Source organism: Winogradskyella vidalii, from assembly GCF_013403955.1.
GTDB lineage: Bacteria > Bacteroidota > Bacteroidia > Flavobacteriales > Flavobacteriaceae > Winogradskyella > Winogradskyella vidalii.
The window spans coordinates 1295076-1316811 of the sequence record NZ_JABFDG010000001.1 but is presented as its reverse complement, the minus strand read 5'-3'; the positions used below and the strand labels follow the sequence as shown (position 1 = coordinate 1316811).

The following is a 21736-nucleotide window of genomic DNA, read 5'->3' as shown; positions in this document are numbered from 1 at the left end:
TATAGCTTAGGCTCTAAATGAAAGAAACCTCGAACAAATACTTAATATCTGCGCTTCTCTTAGGATTAGCTTTTCACGGTAGTGCCATCTTTTTTACCTTGGAGACCACTTATGATGCTTTAATACATCTGTTTTTTGCGGATCATTATGCGAACAGTTGGTTTGAACCTTGGAATTATGAATGGTATACTGGTTTTACCGTACAAAGTTATCCCCCCTTAGTTCACCAATCTATAGGGTTACTCTCCCTTATTGGTGGCTTAAAATTCGGCATGTTTAGCGTAGCGTTAATAGCTATTGTATTATTTATTACAGGAACATATCGTTTTTCTTTGATGATGACAGGGAATAAAACTGTTGCTGGTTATGCCTCGTTATTAGCTGTATTTTCCTCCTCTTTTGTAGAAACGCTTCACATCTTTGGTCAACTACCAAGTATTATTGGTGTTTCTGTATTAATGCATGCCTTACCCGAAATCTATTTATGGTTAAAAACGGGTAGAAAATGGTATTTAGCAACCAGTTTATCGCTTATTGCTGTAACGGTTACCTCGCATCACGTCACTCCTATCTTTGGAATGATTTTCTTTATTTTCCCGTTAATAGGTATGGTGATAATGGATGTGTCTAGAGAACAAGTAAGTTCTATAAAAGACGTCACTTTTAAGTTATTTTTAAATAGTTTCTTTAAACTCTTTAAACGTATTGTAAGCTTTGGGATGTTATCTTTAGTCTTAATTATAGGCTGTATTTTTCCGTATTGGTTGAACTCTAAAGCCAACCCAATTACACAAGTACCAATTCCTCATGGGTCTCGCGATAATTTTTTAGAAATCACCTCTTCTGGTTTAGTCTTCTTTTTAATTCCTTGGGGTATATTATTAGTGCTGTTACCTTACATATTTTACAGATATTACAGCAAGCGTTATCTGTTTTTTGGATTATCGGTTACTATTTGCACCATTTTAGGAACGGGTGGTACTACGCCTATTCCTCTTAAAATGTTAGGCGAAACTGCTTTTAATATTTTAACCTTAGACCGTTTTACACTTTGGGCTTCCATTTTATCCATTCCTTTATTGGGTGAATTTGCCTACCGTTTCGTTGAAGGCGACTTAAAGACATTGATTCAAAAAAAGTTTGGAGCCGTTTATCATCGTATTACTGGTGGATTACTAGCGGGACTAGTTGTTTTTATGGTTGTTTTCACCATGAGTCTCAACTATTTTAGACCGTCACAACCACAAAAAATAAAGATGTTGCCCATTGTGAATTTCTTAAATCAAGATGATCATGATAAATGGCGCTTTTTAACCCTTGGTTTTGGCGACCAAATGGCTTGGTTAAGTGCACAAACCAATGCCTTAACGGTCGATGGAAACTACCACTCTGCAAGACGCCTCCCCGAATTAACAACAAGACCCATTGAGCGGTTAGAAAACTCAAAATTTAAAGGCGTTGCGGGTATTGGATCGTTACAACAATTTTTAACCACACCAGAAAAATACAACCTCAAATACATATTTTCTAACGATAAATTTTACGACCCTATTCTCTACTTCTGTGGTTGGCAACGTTTACGACAATTAGAAAATGGCATTATGGTTTGGGAACGCCTTAATATCCCACCAGTATCTTCTATTTTACCAAAAGAAGATGTGGCTACTTGGTTAAAAATAATGTGGGGCGTTATTCCGTTTTTAACTGTATTAGTTGCCTTTGTTTTAAACATACAAATGCTTTGGGTTAACATGCTAAAAACACGTGTAAAACCTCTACCCGATTTTTTAAAATATTCGGTTTCTTACACTAAATTTAATAGACATGTATTGAGAGTCACGCATATTTGGTCATTATTTTTGGCTATTGTAGTGTTTTACGGCGTATACGTATTCTATTTAAAAAACGACTCGCAACGTAGTCCTGAAAATGCCATAATAGCCTATTATGATGCTTTAGATTTTAAAGAATTTGAAAAAGCACACAGCTTAATCGATCCACAAAGCAAACTGCCCATTGCACAGTATATGTTAGAAATTTCGGTAACCGATGGTTTATTAAGTAGTTATGCAAAAATGGATGCGATTAAAACCGAAATTACAAAACACAACGATAGCACAGTCTCTGCAAAAGTGACCAGCCAATGGATTACACCTTTAGAAAAGATTGAAAAGGTAGATTACAAAACGCTATCTAAACGAAATAAAAAATGGTATTTACAACCCGACGAATTAAATAACGATTTACCACCAGACCAATTATATTCTGCCAATGCTACCAAATATTTTAATCAAGGTAGACGTCGTATTACCACAGAACAAACCCATCATGAAGACATTTTAAAACAACCCGTTTTAGAAGTTGTATCTGCAAAACTGGTCCAATACAATGGGCATTATGCTATTATAGGTGAAGTGCAAAACATCGATAATGTCCCTGCAGATGTTATTTTAAAAGGAACATTGTACAACGATGCGAATAAACAACTTGCTACATATAATGCAAAATACCACATGAAGCATAAATTAATGCCTAAAGAATTGAGCAGTTTTAGAATTAATTTTGAAGGTATTGCTTGGTCTAAAACGCAAGATTCTATTCCAGACACCTTTAATCCTGATGAATTTACACCTGTTGAATTTGAAGAACAACCAACCAAATTCAATTTACAAGCTGCAGGAAATGTATCAGGCTCTGACTTATACAAAAGTGTTGTTTTAAGCGCCATGAATATTAAAGACGAAACCATTAGCGGAAATTTATTTAATAGTGGTATTCAAGAAATAACAATACCTCAGCTACTCATCTCTTATTATGATGAACATAAAAATATGCTTTGGGTAGACCATTTATTTGTAAAAGCTGGTATCAGACAACAACGAAAACAAGATTTTAAATATGAAATTTTAAACCATGGAAAAGTAAAAATCATTAATGAAGATATGTCTAATATTTTTGTCAACGGACTTCCTAACGATGCTATTGCTGGTAAAATAGTGCCTAACAGAATTGAAAATCATTCGGAAACTCAGCTACAAAAAATTGACCATCCAGATTTTAGTTATATTAAAATAGAAATAAACACCTATATCGGAAACCCTAATTAATGCCAAACAAATTCACATATCTGTTTCTTTTAGGATTAATTTTATTGTCCTCTTTTGCTGTCAAACAACAGAATGAAGAATATAATATTAAACTGATTACACCCCAAACACAGTATGAAGTGGGGAATCCTATTAGTTTAAAATTTTCTACTTCAAATAGTGACAAACCTTTACTTTACTGTTCTAACAGTTTTGGTTCGACGTTAATTTCTGGTGTTTTAAATTCAAACACCTTAGAATATACCTTACCAGAACACATAACTAAAAAAATAGGTGTTGTAAATTGGATATTGACAGACAAAACAACTTCTATAAAAGGAAGCTTCAATATTAAACCAAAAGCTGAAGTTGCTACTATGGAAACCTATATTGGTCCGCCAAGTATTGAAGCTGGCGAAACAGACTACACCATGCTAGTGGTTATACCTACGGATTCATTAGACAATCCCGTTCCTACAAATACTTTAGTCACAGAAAAGCATCAATTTTTAGATTCCGAAGACACAAACGCTATTTACACCAACAATTTAATCGCCTTTAGGAATATTTATTCAAAAAAAGAAAGTGGTCGTATGTTAGTGTCTTCAGAAAGTTTAGGTATTAATTCCAAAGAATTTACTATTAATGTAGCTGCAGCAATTCCTACAGATTTTACTATTTCTGCAATACGCCCACACGATTATGCAGATGGCAATCAGGTGACCACGTTTTCAACATCAATCATTAAAGACAAGCAAAATAATGTCGTAAGCGATGGGACGTTTGTCACCTTTTACATTACCAATAAGAATCAGAATATTTTAAAAACTACAGGGACAACTATAGATGGTATTGCACAAGCAAAAATAATTCATCCTGATTATGAAGACACTTGGCGTATTAAAGCTTACGTAGATGGCATGTCTGAAAGCGATAACATTACACTAACTTATAAACAAGTTATTGAAGATTTTGACGTCTTATTTTCAAATAAAAATAGAACAATAACCGTTGGTCCTTTACAGAGTTTTATGGGGCAAATGATTCCTGATGGCTTACATGTAACATTAAACATCTATAGAGACCACGTTTTAATTGATAGCATTATAAAAACATCTTTTAATGGTTATGTTAATTTCAATTTAAAACCCGCAATGTATCAAAATGGCGCTTATAATTTCAGCATAGAAACAGCAGGGAAAACAAAAAAAATAAACACCAAAACACTATGGTAGGTCTTAACAAGAACATACTACGTACCATATTAATTATCTCATATATTATGGTTATTGCCTTTATTATTTCTGGTGTTAGTGCCTTATTTAGTTACTTAAATACAGGTGCAGACCGAAGTAGTATGTTACATACTGAAATACAAAAAGTAGAACAATACACACCAAAGTTAACTTGGGAACCTTTACAAAACGAAGGGCGACCAATGGATAACGAAAATTTAAGCGCCTTACAAAATGATTATTTGGACGCTTGGTATGTAAAACAAATAGCTTACAAGAGCAACAAAACAGCAGGTATAAAAGATTATTATACCGATAGTGCTAGAAAAAACCTGTATGATTTTATTACTCTAAACAAATCTAAAAACATTAGCATAGAAGCCACAACCTTAAACCATAATCCTACTTTAGAATTTTTTAGTGAAGATGGACAATTGGCAGTCGTTACCGATAGAAATGTGGTAGAATACAAACGTGTTTTTAAAGCTGAAAAACTAATACTTGAAACTACCGAAACCTCAACCTATAAAATGGTATTTTTACTGGAAGATGGATTTTGGCGGATTCGACATTTGGTAAAAGAAGAAAGTAAGCCTTACCATTTTGAAGCTAAAACCATTGCAACCGATAATATTGACATTAAAGGCATCAACTATTACCCACAAGCTAATCCTTGGGATATGTTTGGCGATGATTTTTCTACTGAAACTATTGCTAAAGACTTTAAAATTATAAAAGACGCTGGATTAAATTCCGTCCGTATTTTTGTGCAATATGAAGATTTTGGAAAAGCTAATGTAAAACCAGAAAAGCTAGAAAAACTTAAACAAACTTTAGATTTAGCTGAAGCTGAGCACTTAAAAGTGGTGTTAACGCTATTCGATTTTTACGGGGATTATTCTGTTATGGACTGGACCTTAAACCAACGTCATGCTGAAATCATTGTCTCTACATTTAAAGACCACAACGCTATTATTGCTTGGGATATTAAAAATGAGCCCAATTTAGATTTTGAATCTCGAGGTAAAGCAAATGTGGTTGCATGGTTAGACCATATGATAGCTATTGTAAAATCTACAGATTCTATTCACCCGGTCACTATAGGTTGGTCTAATACACAAAGTGCTCCTATTTTAAAAGACAAAGTAGATATAGTATCTTTTCATTATTACGAAGATTTAGAGGAATTAGACACAGCTATAAAAACCTTAAAAAAAGAAATCCCGAATAAACCCTTAGTATTGCAGGAATTTGGAATATCTTCTTATTCTGGCTTTTGGAAACCACATGGATCTTCAGAAGAAGACCAAGCTAATTACCACAAAAAAATCCAAGAACTCATTGCAGTTAATAACTTACAATTTATGTCTTGGACTTTATATGACTTTACATACATACCAAAGGAAGTTGTAGGTAAACTTCCTTGGCGTAAAAATGCTCAAAAGCATTTTGGGTTTATTGATAAAAATGGGACAAAAAAGGAATCGTTTAAATATATTTCTAATTAATATTAAGTATTTCTATTCTTAGTAAGTTTAGATTACTTAATCACGGTTGTATTAACAACCATTGCATTATGTTCTTTTTTAGTCATAATTTCTGAAAAGGTTTCTAAATACATATCTGCTATTTGCGACATTGGATGTGCTGTGGCTGCATTGTAATTAATTTTAGAAAGTTTTAGTCTATAGGCTTCATCGGTTACTATGGCCTCTATGGCCGATGCTAAACTTTCTACGCTAGTTGGCTCAAAAAATTCACCTCTATAACCTTCATCTTGTACTAACAAAGCTAAGTCACCCAAATCTGGCATAACCACTGCTTTACCGTAACTTCCTGCTTGGTGTAAAACACCCGAGCTTCCTGTAGTTGATGTGTAAGGAAATACAACTACCGCACTTTCATTAAATAAGGTTGGTACCTCGTGTTCTTCAACATAACCTGTAAATCTTACCTGAGAAACATGTTTATAATCTTCTTGTACTTTAGCTAAATATCCTGGAACATTTGGATTATCTGTTCCTGCAATAACAACTTCTAAATCTAATCCTGTTTTAGCTCTAACCAATTCTACGGCTTCAATCATTCCTTCCACTTTTTTGTAGGTTCCAAATTTTCCGAAGGTCATGATTTGCATTGGTCCCTTTGGTAAACTATAGTTTGGTTCTTCTGCGATTTCAAAAGTACCGTGAGGTATCAATTTTACATTAGGAGCTAAATATTTAACCTCTAATATATTAACATATTTCTGCATGGTTACCGCTACGGTATCCGCTTTTAAAATTAGCTTTGTTAAACTAGTTCCAATGAATCCGTAAATTTTTTGCATCAATTTATTAGACGTAAAACCTGCACTTCCTAAATCTACTTCTTCTAAAATATTGTGTAATAATACGATATTAGGAATATTTTTTAACTTACAAACCCATGGCAACATTAAACCCAAGGCTGCAGCCACTTTTTTATCACCAAACTTCATAAACTGTAGGTTGAACAATACCGCATCTGGTTTTGTAGTATTAATGGCTTTAGTTACTGAAAATATATTTCTGTAGCTATTAAAAGACCAACATTCTTTAACTGTAATTATACAACCTTGCTCTGTAAATTCAATATCCTTTGCTCCTTCAGTTTTATCGGTCAGTAAAATAAGTTCTGTAACCGCTTGCTTTTGTCTAAACTGCTTTACTAAATGGTAAGCATACTCGTTTAAAGTGACTTTACTTGGAGGATATGCGGTAACAATAGCTAATTTCATAATGAGGTAAATTTTAAATGTTTTTATTAATTACAATGCAAATTTCAGATTTTATTTGTCTAATAATCAACTCTTTCTTTCGAAGACACTTTACTGTCGACGAATGGAATTATTGTTTAGACAAAGCCGTTTTTTGTGTCATTATTTCAAGTTTAAAAAACACTAACTGTATGATTAACAACAACGTCATTGCTATTATTTGCATATGCACAACCTGTTCTAAACTATCATGAAAAAATACAACTAACACCATTTGTAGCATTCCGAACACTCCAGAAATGATTACGGGAACATATTTATCTAAAGAGAGGTAGTAATACGCAAAGATGTTAGAAATAGCAAACATAGAAGTGGCAATGGCATATTTCCATAATAAAGGCGCCATAGAAATATACTGTTCTCCAAAAAGTAATTTTATAATAAGCTCAGGAAAACTGAAACAGGTTAAAACAATAATGATTGAAATGAAAGCAATATAACCCACATATTTAAATAATACGGAAGCCGTTTCTTTGCCTTCTTTCTTCAACTCTACCACCGCTGGCAATAATAACATTACAAACATCCATGCTATAAAATATACAATTCTACCTATTAAGGCCAATGAAGCATATAAGCCCGCTTCGTAAGATTCAAAATAATGTTTTACTAATAAGATATCACTATTATTAATTATGATCTGTGTAAGTTCATAAAAAGCCGTTAACAAAAAGAAGTTTTTAATCTGTTTGCTGTAATCTAAAGTTAAGGCTTTCGGTTTTTTAAAACTGATATTTTTGGTTGCAAAAGGAAACATTCCGAATACAAAAGAGAGTACAATACCAATGGCAATAACCGCAGACGATTGTATATTGAATAAAAATATCAACCCTAATGTAATTAACAACCGACTTAACATTTCACCTTGATACGTTATTGATAAAGACTTATAGGCTTTTTTACCCTGAAAAGTCCCTCTATTAACACTCATTAAAAAGTATAAAGGCACACCACATCCAAAAATGACAAACATTAAGGAGGAAGAGGTATTAAAAACTGTTTTTAACTGAGACGAAAAAACGATAATTAAAATCCCTAAAGCAATTCCTATTAAAAAAGCTTGCTGATAAGTTTTGGCTATAAAATTTTTAAAGACATTATTTTCAAATAATACAGAAAATTTTGCGGTTACCAATTGAAAGGTCATCGCCATAAAAGAGAGAACTAATAGAAAAGTAATTAATACGGCTGCATCCGCAAATTCGGTAGGCCCAAGTACCCTTCCTAATATAAGGTTATATAAATAATTGCCTCCATTTACAGCTAAAACACTGACCATAAAGACTTGCTCTGGCGTTAATTTTCTCGATTGGATTACAGCTAATATTTGCTTCATTTTTAATAGGTATTCGTTTAAATCTGACACAAATATCTCTCGTATTTCCGTGTATGTTCTGTATATTTCGACGGATGGCAAGTTGCTGTAGATGAATGACGAACTATTAAGCCGTAACTTGCAATTAGAAAATTACAAAGAAATTATGACCTTAAAATCTCTTATAAATATCGGCTTACTTTTTATCCTTTTTAGCGCCTCCGCTCAAAACATGAAAGAAGGGTTCACCTATCTAGAAACTGGTAAATATGCTAAAGCGGAATCATTCTTTAGTTCTGTATTAGAAGAACACCCTGATAATAAAACAGCCCGTCTATGTTATGGTAGAGCTATAGGCCTAAACGGAAAACCAGAAGCAGCCAACACCTTATTTACCGATTTACTTGCCGATTACCCCAATGATTTTGAAGTAAAATTAAATTATGGGGAATCACTATTATGGAATAGCAACTTTACAGCTGCAAAAGTATACTACCAAGGATTAGTTAAAGAAGACCCAAAAAGTTTTGCTGCTTTATTAGGTTTTGCTAATACCTTGTCTAATTTAAAGGAATATGAAGATGCTTTGACAATGGTAAATAAAGCATTAGACGTTTCACCAGGAAACCCAAATGCTATGGTTTCTAAAAAATATATTTATTTGGGTTATGCGTATCAAAATCAACAAGCCCAGAATTATGAAAAAGCAGAAACCTTACTAAACAAAAACTTAGAATTATATGGTGATGATAAAGACATCTTATTAAACTTAGCCAACCTCTATTTAATTTGGAACAAATTAGATCGTGCTAAAACCATCTATAATCGTTTGGCCGAACAACCAAAACACAAAATTATTGCCTTAAATGGTTTGGCTTTGGTAGAACACTTAAATGGAAAAGAGAAAAAAGCTTTAGAATTAAGCACTGAAGCCTATAATAGTTTAACCTCCGCTACAGAAGCTTCCATCGTTAAACAAACTACAGAACGCTACGCACAAGCACTAATCTGGAATAAAAAATTTAAAGAGGCTAAAAATTTAATTGACAGATTAATTACAAAAACCCCTAACGAAAATTGGGTATTAGCTTTAAGAGCAACCTTAAATATTTACAAGAGTGATTTTAAAAAGAGTTTAATAGATTATAATCAAATATTAAAAAACGATAGTACGTCTTTTGATGGAAACCTCGGAAAAGCAAACGTATTAAAAGCTTTGGGTTATACAGGCGATGCATACACCTCAGCAGAAAATACCTTAACCTTTTACGACAATCAAAAAGATGCTGTCAATTTTATTAAGCAATTAGATAACAGTTTTACACCTACCCTAGAAACGAAAGCGTCTTATACGTTTGATAATGGCGACAACGAAGCTTATGCGCTTACTAATACAGTAGAATTTCCGTTGTCTACCCGATTTAAACTCTTAGGAAACTATGGCTACAGAACGACTAAAAATACTGTAACAGATATTAGTGCTACGTCTAGTGATTTGTCTTTAGGCATAGGGTATCAATTGATTCCTAGTATTACCTTTAAAGGTACAGCAGGTGTAACTTCTGCAAATGCAGACACTTCTAATTACACACAACTTTTAACGGACTTGTCTCTTAATATCAAATCGTTTAAAATGCAAACCCTAGATATTGGTTACAAACGTCAGATAGAAAGTTTTAATGCCGAGTTATTAGACCGAGAGTTGGTACAAAATAACTATTATGCTAATTATAACTTAAGTACTAATTTTAACTTGGGTTGGTTTACACAGTTAATTCACACCTCTCAAAATGATGGTAATAACAGAAACCTATTATTTACTTCTTTATATTACAATTTGCTGCCAAAACCTTCTTTAAAAGCGGGTTTCAACTATCAACATATTACATTTAAAGAACAAGTTCCAACTATATATTTTAGTCCTGAGAAATTTAATGCTGGAGAACTATTTGTTAATATTATTAAAGACGAAGCTGCTGCCAAACCTAAAGAATGGTTTTACAACGCTACAGTCGCTTTTGGTTATCAATTTATTGAAGATGATGCCAAACAGAGCACTTACCGTTTACAAGGTGCTTTTGGCTACCGATTCTCGGAACGTAGTTTATTAAATGTTTATGGTACACGTAGTAATATTGCTTCTGCTACAGCTGCTGGATTTACGTTTACAGAAGTTGGGTTACGTTTTAAATGGTTGTTTTTGAAGAAAGCGGTTTTTGATAGAGATTAATAAATTTATTTACAGTTCAATTCGTTTATATTTTTAACACGATTTCTAAAACACCTTTTTATCTCCATTTTTATTGACTAAATAAAGTTCGAATAACAAAGAGATTATTGGAACAATTATTCTAGAACGAAACTACCTATTTATGCGTTTAGATTTTTAAGAAGTACAAAGCTGACCCTATAAAAAATCCGATTAGGTAAGTTGATATTTTATGAGTATCTCACAAATATTAGCATTTTTGTGCATAATCAGTAGCGTACTTTACGCTACTAGTTTAGCAGACAAAACTGAGCCTGATAAAATTAACATTCCTTCGGAATAATTTAGATGAACCAAAGCCATACAATTAATAATACACCGTGTTATGTGTAGCTATTTTATTGTTCCGATTGTTTTCATTCGAGTTTTAAAGCTTATCATGCCTTTAATATTCTCATTTTCTCTTTTAATTAATTCATAATCTCGGTTTTGTTTAGGGTTGTTGTCAATATTAATTTCCCAATAGAGTAATTTTTCAAAACAATATTTAGATAAAGGATTATGTAATTCTTTATCTTTTTCACTTAAAATCGCTCTTAATTCTTTTGGTAAACTTTCATAATGATTTTCGAAAAAAGTATATTGTTTGTCATTATAAGTAACAAGTACATGTTCTATATCTTTATATTCTAAATCTTCTGGAATTGTAATATCAGAGGTTAACTTATTTAAAACTTCTATTTGTGGATATTTTTCATTTGTGGTCACTAATTTTAAATTCAAGTCAGTTTTACTAATATTTATTATAGTGTCGTTATCAATTATTAGTCTTAATTTTAAAGGTTTATAAATAGCTTTTATTCCCTTTATTATAAATGGTATATCATGTAAGACATATTCGCTATGTTCATTTATAATGTTTTCAACAATTTTTGCATAATTAGTTTCTACAAGCACTTTGTTGAAATCTGGTTCTGATTCAGTTAAATTGATGAAGTTCTCTAACCTGTCCACTTCATAATTTGAATAAATTAATAACGTTCTATCTTTTGCTTCTTGGATATAAAACCTAAAGTTTTTGTTAATAGATTCTGTAAATTCATTTACAGTTAAACTATCTTTTATATCTAAACCTGATTCAATTAAAATTAATTCTGCTGATTCCAGTATCTTATTCTTGTATTTACCATAATATTCAGTAATTACTTTGTCCGAGTCCAGAGCTTTGAGAAACGCTTTTGCTTTTTCAGATTTTTCTTGCGCATTTAGATTAATTGTAAAAAATAGCAGAATTATTGTCGTTATTCTCATGTTACTTATAGTTACGTACAAACAACAGAATACAAGTAAAAATGATATTCTAATATAAGTGTACAGTGTTGTTAAATTTTTGATGTTTTATTAATCACCTCATAAATATACCATTTAAACCCAAACCACGATAAAAAAAGAAAAGGCAAAAGCTTTCGCTTTTGCCTTATATCACAAGGAATTAATTAGGGTCATTAATTAATAATTAATTTTAGGGGATTAAATTCGTACTGATTACTAACAATTTTACAGAAATATAGCCCTGAGCTTAAATTCGCTCTGTTTATGGAAATACTATTTTTGCCTGGTTTAGCATTGTAAGTCGTATTATACACTTGCTTACCTAATTGGTTGTACATTATGAATTGTACAGTTTCGTTTTGGCCAACCGTAAATTGTAGTTCCGCCTGTGTAATCATAGGGTTAGGAAATGCTTTTATAATATTGGTATCCGTAGTGTATTCTGTAATTGATAATGCACTCGTTTCTGAAAAATACAGGTTGTTTAAAGTCATTTCTTTAGTTGCTGTCGTTCCGTCTTCTGACACCATCGTAAATACAAGTGTTACAACATCGTTTAGATTAGCATCATCAAGAATTACAGTATAATCTTGTAATGCATTGTTTAACGTTACTGTGGTTTTATATTGCTCCTCCCAGTTAGCTATACTCTCTCTTACAAATGTAATTTCTAACTCTCCTGTACCGCTGGCACTAAAATTAAAACTATTATACGTTGATAAGTCTACGGCTTTAAATCTTGGTGTTAATGCTCGGTAAGCAGCCACATAAGAATCTGTAATGGCCGTAAGATTTACATTTCTTTCTACTGGGAAATCTGAAGTATTAAACTCAAAATCATTAGTAGTAACGCTATAATCTAAAATTTCTGTTCCGCTTTGCGACGCATCAATACCCCAAGGACCATCAGACATAAATAGGTCATCTGGAGTTGCAATACCATCTCCAATTCTAAAACCAATATCAAATAAACTTCCAGTATCAATTGTTATATTAGTAATGTAATTGCCATCTAAATTAATTGTTGAATTAAGATTTTGGAAATCTTCTGTTTCCGTAGTTCTATAGCCTGCATCTAAATATACAGTTTCTGTTGCATTGGTATTAATAATTTGTAAATCTAAACCACCGTTATTATAACTTCCTTTTCTAACAAATACCGTTGGAGGCGTTGAATTGTTATAACTATCAATAGGTTTTTGTACTTCTAATAAATTTAAGACTTCTTGTCCTAATAGATATAAATCATCAATAGTATTAGACCAAATCTGAAAGTTATAATAGGTGACATTGTCTTCGTACTGATCTAAATTCCAGTGACTATCTACTGCAAAGTTAGCATCGTCATTAACTACTTTTGCAGATAAACTTAAAACAAACTCATGCGTCCCATCTTCATTTTTAATAATAGACTTTATAAATTGTTGTTCATTTATAGCTATTGTAGATACAGCTATTATTTCTGCTCCTAGCAAACGATCACAAATATATTTGGTATGCTCATATACGCCGTTTTCTGTTTTTAAAGCTAAAACGGAAGCTACTGAACTATTGTTTTTTATATAATCTAAAGCATATATTTCGGTCGCATTTGTAATCCCTATTAAATCTGCTGGTGTAGCTTCTACTGCTTCATCTTCATTGATACTTGTTAGTGGCACCAAATCTTGTAATGTAAAACCTGAATTGAGATTACTCTTAGCATAATTTAAAGTTTTAGAAACACGCTTAGCTGTCGCTACATTAAATTTATAACCTGTTTTTGCTCGTTTAAAGTTTCTAGCATTTATTTGTTCCGATAATCTGTTATTACTTTCTAATCCGCCATCGTTTGAGCTAGAAGTTGGTGCAGCAATCACATCACACATTCCAAAACCAGAACAAGAAGGATCTTCACAATCTATAAGTCCGTCACCATCATCATCGATGCCATTATCACAAATTTCCTGTAAAACCGGTGCCGTTGGGCAACGTGCGCCATCATTACTAGAACTAGAAGGACCAAAAGCAAATAAATTTGCATCTATATCGATTACCGAATTAATGTCTTGTACGTTTTGAATAACGTAAATAGTTCCTGTTTCATTTGCCGAAATATAAAAACGACCATCTGCATCAAAATAAACAGCGCCATAAGAATAGCTTAATCCTGATAGAATTGGCGCAATGCCTAAAGTGGTTACTACACCGTCTTCTGGATTAATTCGATATAAAATATTAGTGTTTTTTTCAACAGCATATAATTGACCATCTACAGCATTAAAAGCCCAATCATGAATATTAATATTTTGAGATAATACCGCTGTAGATTGATATTGCGTATAATTATCAGATTCTGGATCTAAATCTATTTTAGAATAAGTTGTTCCGCTACCTTTAAGATAATAAATACCTTCTGCACTTATATCACCAATGTATTTATTGCTACTAGATAATTCATCAATATAATAAGAGGTGGTTGTAAAGTTTTTACCAATTCTTACAATGGTTTTTTCTGGTGTTTTTAAATAGCCCCAAATGTAGCCATCAGCAGGATTATATGCAGCACCATTAATATTACCAGGCGTAACATCTTCTGCTACCATATAAGAATTTCCAGAAGCTAAATCAATAGCATACACATCATTATATTGAAACAAATAAGCATTATAATCACAGTTAAAAGGTTCGTCCTGTGCTTGAATAGCAAAACTAATAAACGTTAAAACTATAAGTAGTAATTGATTTTTTAAAGTGTAAAATGTTTTCATCTTCTGTTTTGTATTTAATTATGAAACAAAATTACAGGGTTTCTAGGCTGTATTTTTAAATTTTCGATTGGTAAGGTTGGTTACACGTTAATATACTTATTAGTGTCGATGAATGGTTTTCAACTTTTTTACTTAGATTCATAGTATAAAAAAAAGGCAAAAGAAAAATCTTTTGCCTTAAAACTTAATCAACTACTTAATCATTATTAATCTAACAATTCAATGTCAAATATAGCAGTTAGTAGCCTCATTTATATTTTTTTTCGTTCAGTAAAACACCCAGCCTGTTGGGTAACAATATTGTAACGACGAATGGTAATTTTATAAAAAATCGGAGTATTTATTTTATATGGATACTAGTACTTATAATAAATTAAGACGCTTCATTAATTCTGGTCGGTTAGAACGACTTACTGGTATCACATCTTTTTTTATCAGTACACTATTATCTTCTATATCAATAATTTTATCCACATTTATAATATAGGATCGATGAATCTTTAAAAATAAATCATCTGGTAACTTCTCTTCAATTTTTTTTAAAGTAGAATGCACAGTGTAATTTTTATCTTCTGTTTTAATCTGAATATAATCCCCTTTAGCCTCTACCAAATAAACACTAGGAATATCAATTTTTATCAATCGTCTATCAATGTTTACATAAAGATCATTACCAGAACTAGATTCTACTTTTTCTATTGAAGCATCAGATGTTGCAGTATGTGCTTTAGGTTTAGTGACAGTTGTTTCTGCCTTTTGAATAGCTTTTTGAAAACGCTCTGGAGTAATTGGTTTTACCAAATAATCTACAATACAATCGTACTCAAAAGCTTGAATCGCAAAATTAGGATCCGATGTTGTTAAAATGATTTTGGGTGGGTTTTTAATAGTTTCTATAAAATCAAAACCTGTAAAATCGGGCATGTGAATGTCTAAAAAAATTAAATCAATGGTATTTTGATTTAAATATTTTATGGCTTGCATAGCATTAGGAAACTCTTCTAAAACAGTTAAACTCTCTATATTTGAACACAGCTGTCCAATGATTGCTCTTGCTGTAGCTTCGTCATCTATAATAATACAATTCATATTCTCCTACTTATAACTCTTGTAAATATCGTGTTATGGTTTTAAGAATAGATTCGAATTGGTCTTGAAGCTCGGTATTTCCTTCTAATAAATTATTTTCGAATGCTACTGCAATCTCATAACTCTTCTCAAGGCCTAAAATACTAATTTTATGTTTAAGTTTATGAACGTTATCTGCGGTAAGTTTATAATTCTTTGCTTTTAAATTGGTGTAATACACCCTTTTTTCTTCTGGAAACTCTCCTTTAATGATGCTTATTAATTTCTGCTCAAAAGCTTTATCTCCACCAGACATACTATTAATATAGGATAAATTAGGCTGTTCCATTATATCGTTTTTTTTAAAGTAAAATAAAAAGTAGTGCCTTCATTAATTTTTGATTTCAACCATATTTCACCACCATATAAATTTACAATTTTTTTAGCTATAGATAATCCTATTCCTGTAGATTCAGTTCTGTTTTCTAGTTTTTCAAAGGTTTTAAATATTTTATCAAAATACACCTCTTCAATACCAATACCGTTATCTTCCACTGAAAATTCCCAAAAATCACCGCGATCTGTAGCTCCTATTTTAATTATCCCCTTTTCTTTATCATTGTAAGCTATAGCATTCGTTATAAGATTTTTAAACACCTGTTGTAATCGGTATTTATCACCTTTAACCATTGGTAAAATAGTTTTTTTAACCTTAATATGCTTTGGTACTTCAATGATACTTAAAATACTAATCAGCAATTTATTAAGATTTACATCATACGTTTCTATATGATCTTTACCTATCGTTGAATATTCTAAAATCCCATTTATTAGCGTGTCCATTTTTTGAACATTAGATCTAATAAGTTGTAAGCTTTTTTCTCCACTAGCATCAAAAGCATCTTTATAATCTTCGTTAAGCCATGTTGTTAAAGTATCTATACTACGTAACGGAGATTTTAAGTCGTGCGAAACCATATGGGCATAATCACTCAACTCTTGATTTTGATAAGCCAATTCATTTAAAAGGGATTCTTTTTGCTTGTTCATTTCAATAATCTCTTTGGTTTGATCATCGATAAAGTCTACCAATTCTGAACTCGTTAATTTAACTGCATCTTCCTTTTCATCCTCTTTTAACTTATAGAATTTAAGTGTATTAATCACCTCTTTTAACTTATCTATTAGTTCTTGTTGTTCTTTAGCTTCGTTTTGTAGTTTTTTGTTAGCAGTGTACAATTCTTCAGAACTAATAGACATTGCTCTTTGAATCATAGAGGACTGTTCATCAAAATTATTATAAGATTGATTAACCGCTTTTAAAAATTCAGCTAAATCTTCGTTTGCCTTTAAGTCTTCACTTAAATATTTTCGTATTTGCCGCTTTAATAACGAATTCATTATTCACTAATTAATGTTATCGTCATCGTTTGGTTATGCAATTGGCATGCTGTTTCTCCATGAAATGGTGCTATTTCACCATAAGAATAAAACCCACTAACCGTAGTTTCTGTCCCCAAAACCTCAATTACCTCATCTATTTCTTCTTCTACACGTTGGTCTAATACTAATTTTCTACCTATACAGCTCACTAAAAAAGCAATTTCAGGTGTATTAACTCTAAATTCTAACGCTTGTTTAGCGGCACGTTCGGATGCATTTGCAATGTTATCTACATTAGTCATCATTAATTGTACCTTAGAACCTATTTGAATATCACCTGCTAAAACAACGGCATTTTCTTCTTCATTGATATTTAAAATCGAACGTACTATGGATTGCTCTTCATCTACGGACTTAACATTTAAAGGATACAATAATGCGGCTCCTGGCAAATCTTTTGCTTTATCTCCTAAGTAGGTTTTATATAAATCTAAAGCGGGTTTATTATCTAGTTCGTAAAGAATATTATCTTTAGATTTTGTTACGGTTCGTTCTGGCCCAAAAGGCGTCCATCCGCCATAAATTGAAAATGAAATTTCTAAGGATTCGCCATAAAAACCAATTGCAACAATTTCGCCGGCTTTAGGATTTTCATTATAAGAAGCTATGGTTTTTTCAAAACGGGTATCATCTCCACAAAGACCACCTGTAATTAGCAGGTTATCCATACCAGACATACTCATACCTCTAGTTAACTGGCTTCCGTTAATAAAACTTCCTTCAGAAACTACCAAAACATATCTTAATCCTTCGGCTGAAAATTTCTCAATTAATTCTTTTCCTGTTTTAAAGCTATCTAAATCTGTATCAAGAACATTACTTGTTTTAATATCAAATGTACTCCGTTCAAATTCCATTGCCGTAATGGTAATACTATCCTCGTTTACTGTACTTGAAGAAATTTCAGCACAAGCCGAACCAAATACTATATGACCATCTGGAAATAATGCTTTAATTTCTGTATAAATGGATGAATCTTCTAACATATAACGATTACCAAAAACCAAAACTAAAGGCGCTTTTAATTTTTGATTGTCACCAACATACACCCAGTCTTTGTCGTTGTATTTTATTAATTGTACTGTTTTCATTTTTATTTTTTTAAAGTAAAGTAAAATGTAGTTCCTACATTTGGCTCGCTCTCTAGCCAAATCTGACCTTCATGTAAATCGATAATTTTCTTTACTATCGATAATCCGATACCTGTTGAATCTTTACTTTTATTTAAAGCGTGAAAAATTTTAAATATTTTATTGTGAAACTGTTTGTCTATACCAATACCATTATCTTTTATTGAAAATTTATAATGGCTCTTTAGATCTTCAAAATCAATAATTATTACCCCCTTATCTTTATCAATAAATTTGATGGCATTACTGATTAAATTTTGAAATAATTGTTGCAGTTTAGTAGCATCACCATTAACAATAGGTAAAGGATGTAAAATTTTAATATCTATATGCTCGGGTATATAAAGCATTGAGATAATATTATCTAATTTAGTATTTAGGTTTACATCTGCTTTTGTATCTGAATCGCTTCCTATGCTTGAGTAGGCAAGCACATCTGATATAAGTTGCTCCATCTTTTCTAAAGTGGTTTCTATTAGATCAAAGTTCCTAAGACTCATCTCATCTAATTTCCCCTTGTTATCCTCTTTTAACCAACTTACTAATGCATCAATACTTCTTAAGGGCGATTTTAAATCGTGAGACACAATGTGGGCATACTCCTGTAATTCATCATTACTTTTTTCAAGTTTAAGTAATAATTTTTCTTTTTGAAGTTCTAATTTTTTTAGCTCTGTAATATCTAAATGTACCCCAATAGAACCTACAATATCTCCATTTAAATCGTAATTTGGAGCACCACTTATAAGCCAATATCGTATCTCTCCATTTTTTGTTTCTACCTTAACTTCGTAAGAATTAGATTGTCCTTTTTTTCGTTTTGCATTCTCTATTGCTATAACTGCTTTGGCTTCTTCTGTATTAAAAATAGCATTGGTATGTTTTCCTAATAATTCTACTTCATTATAACCAGACATTTCCGTAAAGCTCTGATTGACCATTAAAATTTTATTATCACTACTCACCTCAACCAACCCTAGGTTCATATTAGCAATAATGTTATAATATTTTTGTTTTTGAGCCTCAAGACTTTTACTATATCTACGCTTTAAAGTAACATCTGTAAACGTCCAAAGAAAACCTTTAGATTTTTCTCCAATAGTTATAGGTAGATAATTACGTTCTAAAATCTTTCCATCTAGCATTTCTAATTCATCTCCAATAACCATTTGTTTTGCGCTATCAATTTCATTCATCCGCTTAACAAAAGCATTGGGGTCCTTAAATAAAACTTTATTTTGCTCTGCGGCTTCAGAACAGTCCATACCATATAAATCATCAACAGCAATATCTATATTTAAAAGCTCACAAAATTTATGGTTGGTTAGCACTACCTTACGGTTTTCATCTTCTAAAAGAATACCACTATCTAAGTTTAAAACTAAGGTTGCTAATCTATTTTCAGATTCTATTAGTTTTTCTTTTGACTCGCGCTCTTTAGAGATATCTTCTAGTGTTGCGACTTGGTATTCTATTTCCCCATATTTGTCGCGTACGGCAGTAACATTGGTTTTTGCCCAAAAAATGTTACCATCTTTTTTGATGTATCTTTTTTCTATATTAAATTGATCAATCTCACCACTATATAATTGATCCCTTAATAGTTTAGAAGCTTCTTCGTCATCGGGATGAGTTATATCTTGTACTTTCATAGTTTTTAACTCTTCAGCACTGTAACCTAACATATTGACTAATGCTCGATTAATTTGTAATAACCCTCTATAATTAGATTTAGAAAGCGATATACCAATTGGCGAATTATTTATAATAATACTCAATTGGTTTTTTTGATCTTCTAACTGTTGTTTTAAAGCTTTTTCTTGGGTAATATCTCTTACAATACCTTGGGCTGCTATTGGTTTATTTTTTCTATCAAAAACAATACTAGCATTGATATGTACCCATTTAATCTCTTTAGATTTGGTATAAACTCTAGCCTCGTAATTTTTAAAAAAACCTTTAGTTATAAGTTCTTCAAAAGACAAAACCGCATATTTAAAATCATCTTGATGTACAAGATTAGATACATTTATAGATTCTTTAGAAATATCATAACCAAACAGTTTGGTCGCTGCATCGTTAAATTTTAAAATATTACCCTTAATATCCATTAAAACAAAAGCGTCAACGATATTCTCGAAAACGCCTTCTAATTGGGATGATTTTTCATCTAATAAGTTCTCTAATTTTTGTGAGGTAAAGTAGAGTTCTCTTGATTTTTCTTCAAGAATTTTTTCTGCGGCTTTTCTAGCTTTTTTTTCTCTTTCTAGTGCGCGTTGTAGGATAGCGATTTGGTCTTGGCTCATCAATCTTTATTAATAATAAATCTTACTTTAGTGCCATCTTCTTTTATTTTTTCTAATTGAATGGTTGCGGTTGAGTTAAAATGTTCAAAGGTTTTATTCATTAAACCTAATCCAAAATGATGCATCGCTCTACTGGAATTATAGTCCATAATAAGCGAATTATCGGTTTTCTCAATCACTTCAAAAGTAGGTAGTTCTGCATCTGGGTAAATCTTTTGAACTTCAATATGAATATGATTTTCTATAGAAGATAACATCTCTATTGGGTCGTTGTAGGTTTCTAACAGCCCTGGATAACTTTTTTCTATAACACTAAAAAAGTGCTCCGCATATACTAAAAGCAAATTGTCTATAGAAATCCCCGTATTATTACTAAGGTGCTGTAATAATTGTAGCATTTCTGAAAAACTGTAAGTCCCAACGGAAGTATAAACCCCATCGGACTCGAGTTTAGAACTAGAAATAATTTTATCAACCATCTCTAAACCAAACTTTTCTTCTACTAAATCTAAGAATTCTGTAAAAACAATTCCTTTCATTACGCTGTTATTAATTCATTAATACTCCAATATGATAATAATTTTTCGATTTTAGAAACATAATCTTCATATTTTAAAGGTTTTAATACATAACCAGCAATTCCTATTTTATAACACTCTAATAAATCGCGCTGATTATTTGAGGTCGTTAAAATAATAGTAGGAATATACTTTAGTCGATTATCGGCTTTTAAAATTTTTAAAAATTCTATACCGTTAATTTTAGGCATGTTTAAATCTAGTAAAATAATATCTGGTAAATTATCTTTGTTTTCCAATAACTTAAGAGCTTCTTCGCCGTTATTAGCTTCAATGACATTATGATTTAATTGAATTGATTTTGAAGCCCTATTAAGCTTCATCACTTCAATCATATCGTCTTCTATAAGTAAAATATTGAGGGTTTTCATTTACACAGTTTTATTATTAAAGAGCTAACTTAATCTAATTTTATATGTATATAGATTATATTCGTTTGACTGGGTTATACTGTCGTCGGATGGAAAAAAAGTATCGACGAACGGTA

General features: G+C 31.6%; 15 protein-coding genes. 4 read left to right on the top strand and 11 right to left on the bottom strand.

The genetic code is table 11. The features are described 5' to 3' along the window. Nucleotides 1–17 precede the first annotated feature (17 nt). The 3 genes from HM982_RS05595 to HM982_RS05585 are packed head-to-tail and all read left to right on the top strand — an operon-like array spanning nt 18 to nt 5829. The gene (locus HM982_RS05595) at nt 18–3107 is read left to right on the top strand and encodes a hypothetical protein (RefSeq protein ID WP_179352116.1); all 3090 of its coding nucleotides are present in this window, start codon (nt 18–20) and stop codon (nt 3105–3107) included. Then, nucleotides 3107–4321 (top strand): hypothetical protein, encoded by a 1215-nt coding sequence (locus tag HM982_RS05590; RefSeq protein WP_179352115.1) that lies wholly within the window; start codon nt 3107–3109, stop codon nt 4319–4321. Before HM982_RS05595 ends, HM982_RS05590 begins: the two co-directional genes overlap by 1 nt. Continuing rightward, nucleotides 4315–5829, top strand: a complete 1515-nt coding sequence (locus HM982_RS05585; protein ID WP_179352114.1) for a glycoside hydrolase family 2 TIM barrel-domain containing protein — start codon at nt 4315–4317, stop codon at nt 5827–5829. The genes HM982_RS05590 and HM982_RS05585 overlap by 7 nt, the downstream gene beginning before the upstream one ends. Before the next feature lie 32 nt (nt 5830–5861). On the opposite strand, the gene HM982_RS05580 is transcribed toward HM982_RS05585, so the two are convergent. Then, entirely contained in the window at nt 5862–7079 is a 1218-nt protein-coding gene (locus tag HM982_RS05580) for a glycosyltransferase (protein ID WP_179352113.1), read from the bottom strand. 109 nt (nt 7080–7188) lie between these two features. Beyond that, nucleotides 7189–8454 (bottom strand): oligosaccharide flippase family protein, encoded by a 1266-nt coding sequence (locus HM982_RS05575; protein WP_179352112.1) that lies wholly within the window; start codon nt 8452–8454, stop codon nt 7189–7191. 145 nt (nt 8455–8599) lie between these two features. Between HM982_RS05575 and HM982_RS05570 the strand changes: the two genes are divergently transcribed. Then, complete coding sequence (locus tag HM982_RS05570) at nt 8600–10663, top strand: tetratricopeptide repeat protein (protein ID WP_179352385.1); 2064 nt, start codon at nt 8600–8602, stop codon at nt 10661–10663. Between the two features lie 372 nt (nt 10664–11035). On the opposite strand, the gene HM982_RS05565 is transcribed toward HM982_RS05570, so the two are convergent. The 9 genes from HM982_RS05565 to HM982_RS05525 form a co-directional block, all read right to left on the bottom strand. After that, entirely contained in the window at nt 11036–11953 is a 918-nt protein-coding gene (locus HM982_RS05565; RefSeq protein ID WP_179352111.1) for a hypothetical protein, read from the bottom strand. Between the two features lie 194 nt (nt 11954–12147). Then, nucleotides 12148–14724, bottom strand: a complete 2577-nt coding sequence (locus HM982_RS05560; RefSeq protein WP_179352110.1) for a DUF6923 family protein — start codon at nt 14722–14724, stop codon at nt 12148–12150. Between the two features lie 363 nt (nt 14725–15087). Beyond that, nucleotides 15088–15813, bottom strand: coding sequence for a LytR/AlgR family response regulator transcription factor (locus HM982_RS05555; RefSeq protein ID WP_179352109.1), 726 nt, complete (start codon nt 15811–15813; stop codon nt 15088–15090). A gap of 10 nt (nt 15814–15823) precedes the next feature. After that, a complete protein-coding gene (locus HM982_RS05550; protein WP_179352108.1) occupies nt 15824–16141 on the bottom strand; it encodes an Hpt domain-containing protein in 318 nt (105 codons plus the stop codon). Further along, nucleotides 16141–17193 (bottom strand): sensor histidine kinase, encoded by a 1053-nt coding sequence (locus HM982_RS05545; protein WP_179352107.1) that lies wholly within the window; start codon nt 17191–17193, stop codon nt 16141–16143. The genes HM982_RS05550 and HM982_RS05545 overlap by 1 nt, the downstream gene beginning before the upstream one ends. Continuing rightward, on the bottom strand, nt 17193–18326 hold the full coding sequence (locus HM982_RS05540) for an FIST signal transduction protein (protein WP_179352106.1): 1134 nt from the start codon (nt 18324–18326) through the stop codon (nt 17193–17195). The genes HM982_RS05545 and HM982_RS05540 overlap by 1 nt, the downstream gene beginning before the upstream one ends. 2 nt (nt 18327–18328) lie before the next feature. After that, entirely contained in the window at nt 18329–20671 is a 2343-nt protein-coding gene (locus tag HM982_RS05535; RefSeq protein ID WP_179352105.1) for a PAS domain-containing sensor histidine kinase, read from the bottom strand. Beyond that, on the bottom strand, nt 20671–21210 hold the full coding sequence (locus tag HM982_RS05530; RefSeq protein WP_179352104.1) for a heme NO-binding domain-containing protein: 540 nt from the start codon (nt 21208–21210) through the stop codon (nt 20671–20673). Before HM982_RS05530 ends, HM982_RS05535 begins: the two co-directional genes overlap by 1 nt. After that, nucleotides 21210–21620 carry a response regulator gene (locus HM982_RS05525; protein ID WP_179352103.1) on the bottom strand — a complete coding sequence of 137 codons (411 nt, stop codon included), beginning with the start codon at nt 21618–21620 and terminating at the stop codon, nt 21210–21212. The genes HM982_RS05530 and HM982_RS05525 overlap by 1 nt, the downstream gene beginning before the upstream one ends. Nucleotides 21621–21736 lie beyond the last annotated feature (116 nt).

Excerpts from the sequence above, each read along its gene's own strand:
- HM982_RS05560 (WP_179352110.1), bottom strand. The coding sequence starts at position 14,724 with ATGAAAACATTTTACACTTTAAAAAATCAATTACTACTTATAGTTTTA.
- HM982_RS05575 (WP_179352112.1), bottom strand. The coding sequence starts at position 8,454 with ATGAAGCAAATATTAGCTGTAATCCAATCGAGAAAATTAACGCCAGAG.
- HM982_RS05550 (WP_179352108.1), bottom strand. The coding sequence starts at position 16,141 with ATGGAACAGCCTAATTTATCCTATATTAATAGTATGTCTGGTGGAGAT.
- HM982_RS05535 (WP_179352105.1), bottom strand. The coding sequence starts at position 20,671 with ATGAGCCAAGACCAAATCGCTATCCTACAACGCGCACTAGAAAGAGAA.
- HM982_RS05530 (WP_179352104.1), bottom strand. The coding sequence starts at position 21,210 with ATGAAAGGAATTGTTTTTACAGAATTCTTAGATTTAGTAGAAGAAAAG.
- HM982_RS05595 (WP_179352116.1), top strand. The coding sequence starts at position 18 with ATGAAAGAAACCTCGAACAAATACTTAATATCTGCGCTTCTCTTAGGA.
- HM982_RS05565 (WP_179352111.1), bottom strand. The coding sequence starts at position 11,953 with ATGAGAATAACGACAATAATTCTGCTATTTTTTACAATTAATCTAAAT.
- HM982_RS05585 (WP_179352114.1), top strand. The coding sequence starts at position 4,315 with ATGGTAGGTCTTAACAAGAACATACTACGTACCATATTAATTATCTCA.
- HM982_RS05555 (WP_179352109.1), bottom strand. The coding sequence starts at position 15,813 with ATGAATTGTATTATTATAGATGACGAAGCTACAGCAAGAGCAATCATT.
- HM982_RS05545 (WP_179352107.1), bottom strand. The coding sequence starts at position 17,193 with ATGAATTCGTTATTAAAGCGGCAAATACGAAAATATTTAAGTGAAGAC.
- HM982_RS05525 (WP_179352103.1), bottom strand. The coding sequence starts at position 21,620 with ATGAAAACCCTCAATATTTTACTTATAGAAGACGATATGATTGAAGTG.
- HM982_RS05590 (WP_179352115.1), top strand. The coding sequence starts at position 3,107 with ATGCCAAACAAATTCACATATCTGTTTCTTTTAGGATTAATTTTATTG.
- HM982_RS05580 (WP_179352113.1), bottom strand. The coding sequence starts at position 7,079 with ATGAAATTAGCTATTGTTACCGCATATCCTCCAAGTAAAGTCACTTTA.
- HM982_RS05570 (WP_179352385.1), top strand. The coding sequence starts at position 8,600 with ATGACCTTAAAATCTCTTATAAATATCGGCTTACTTTTTATCCTTTTT.
- HM982_RS05540 (WP_179352106.1), bottom strand. The coding sequence starts at position 18,326 with ATGAAAACAGTACAATTAATAAAATACAACGACAAAGACTGGGTGTAT.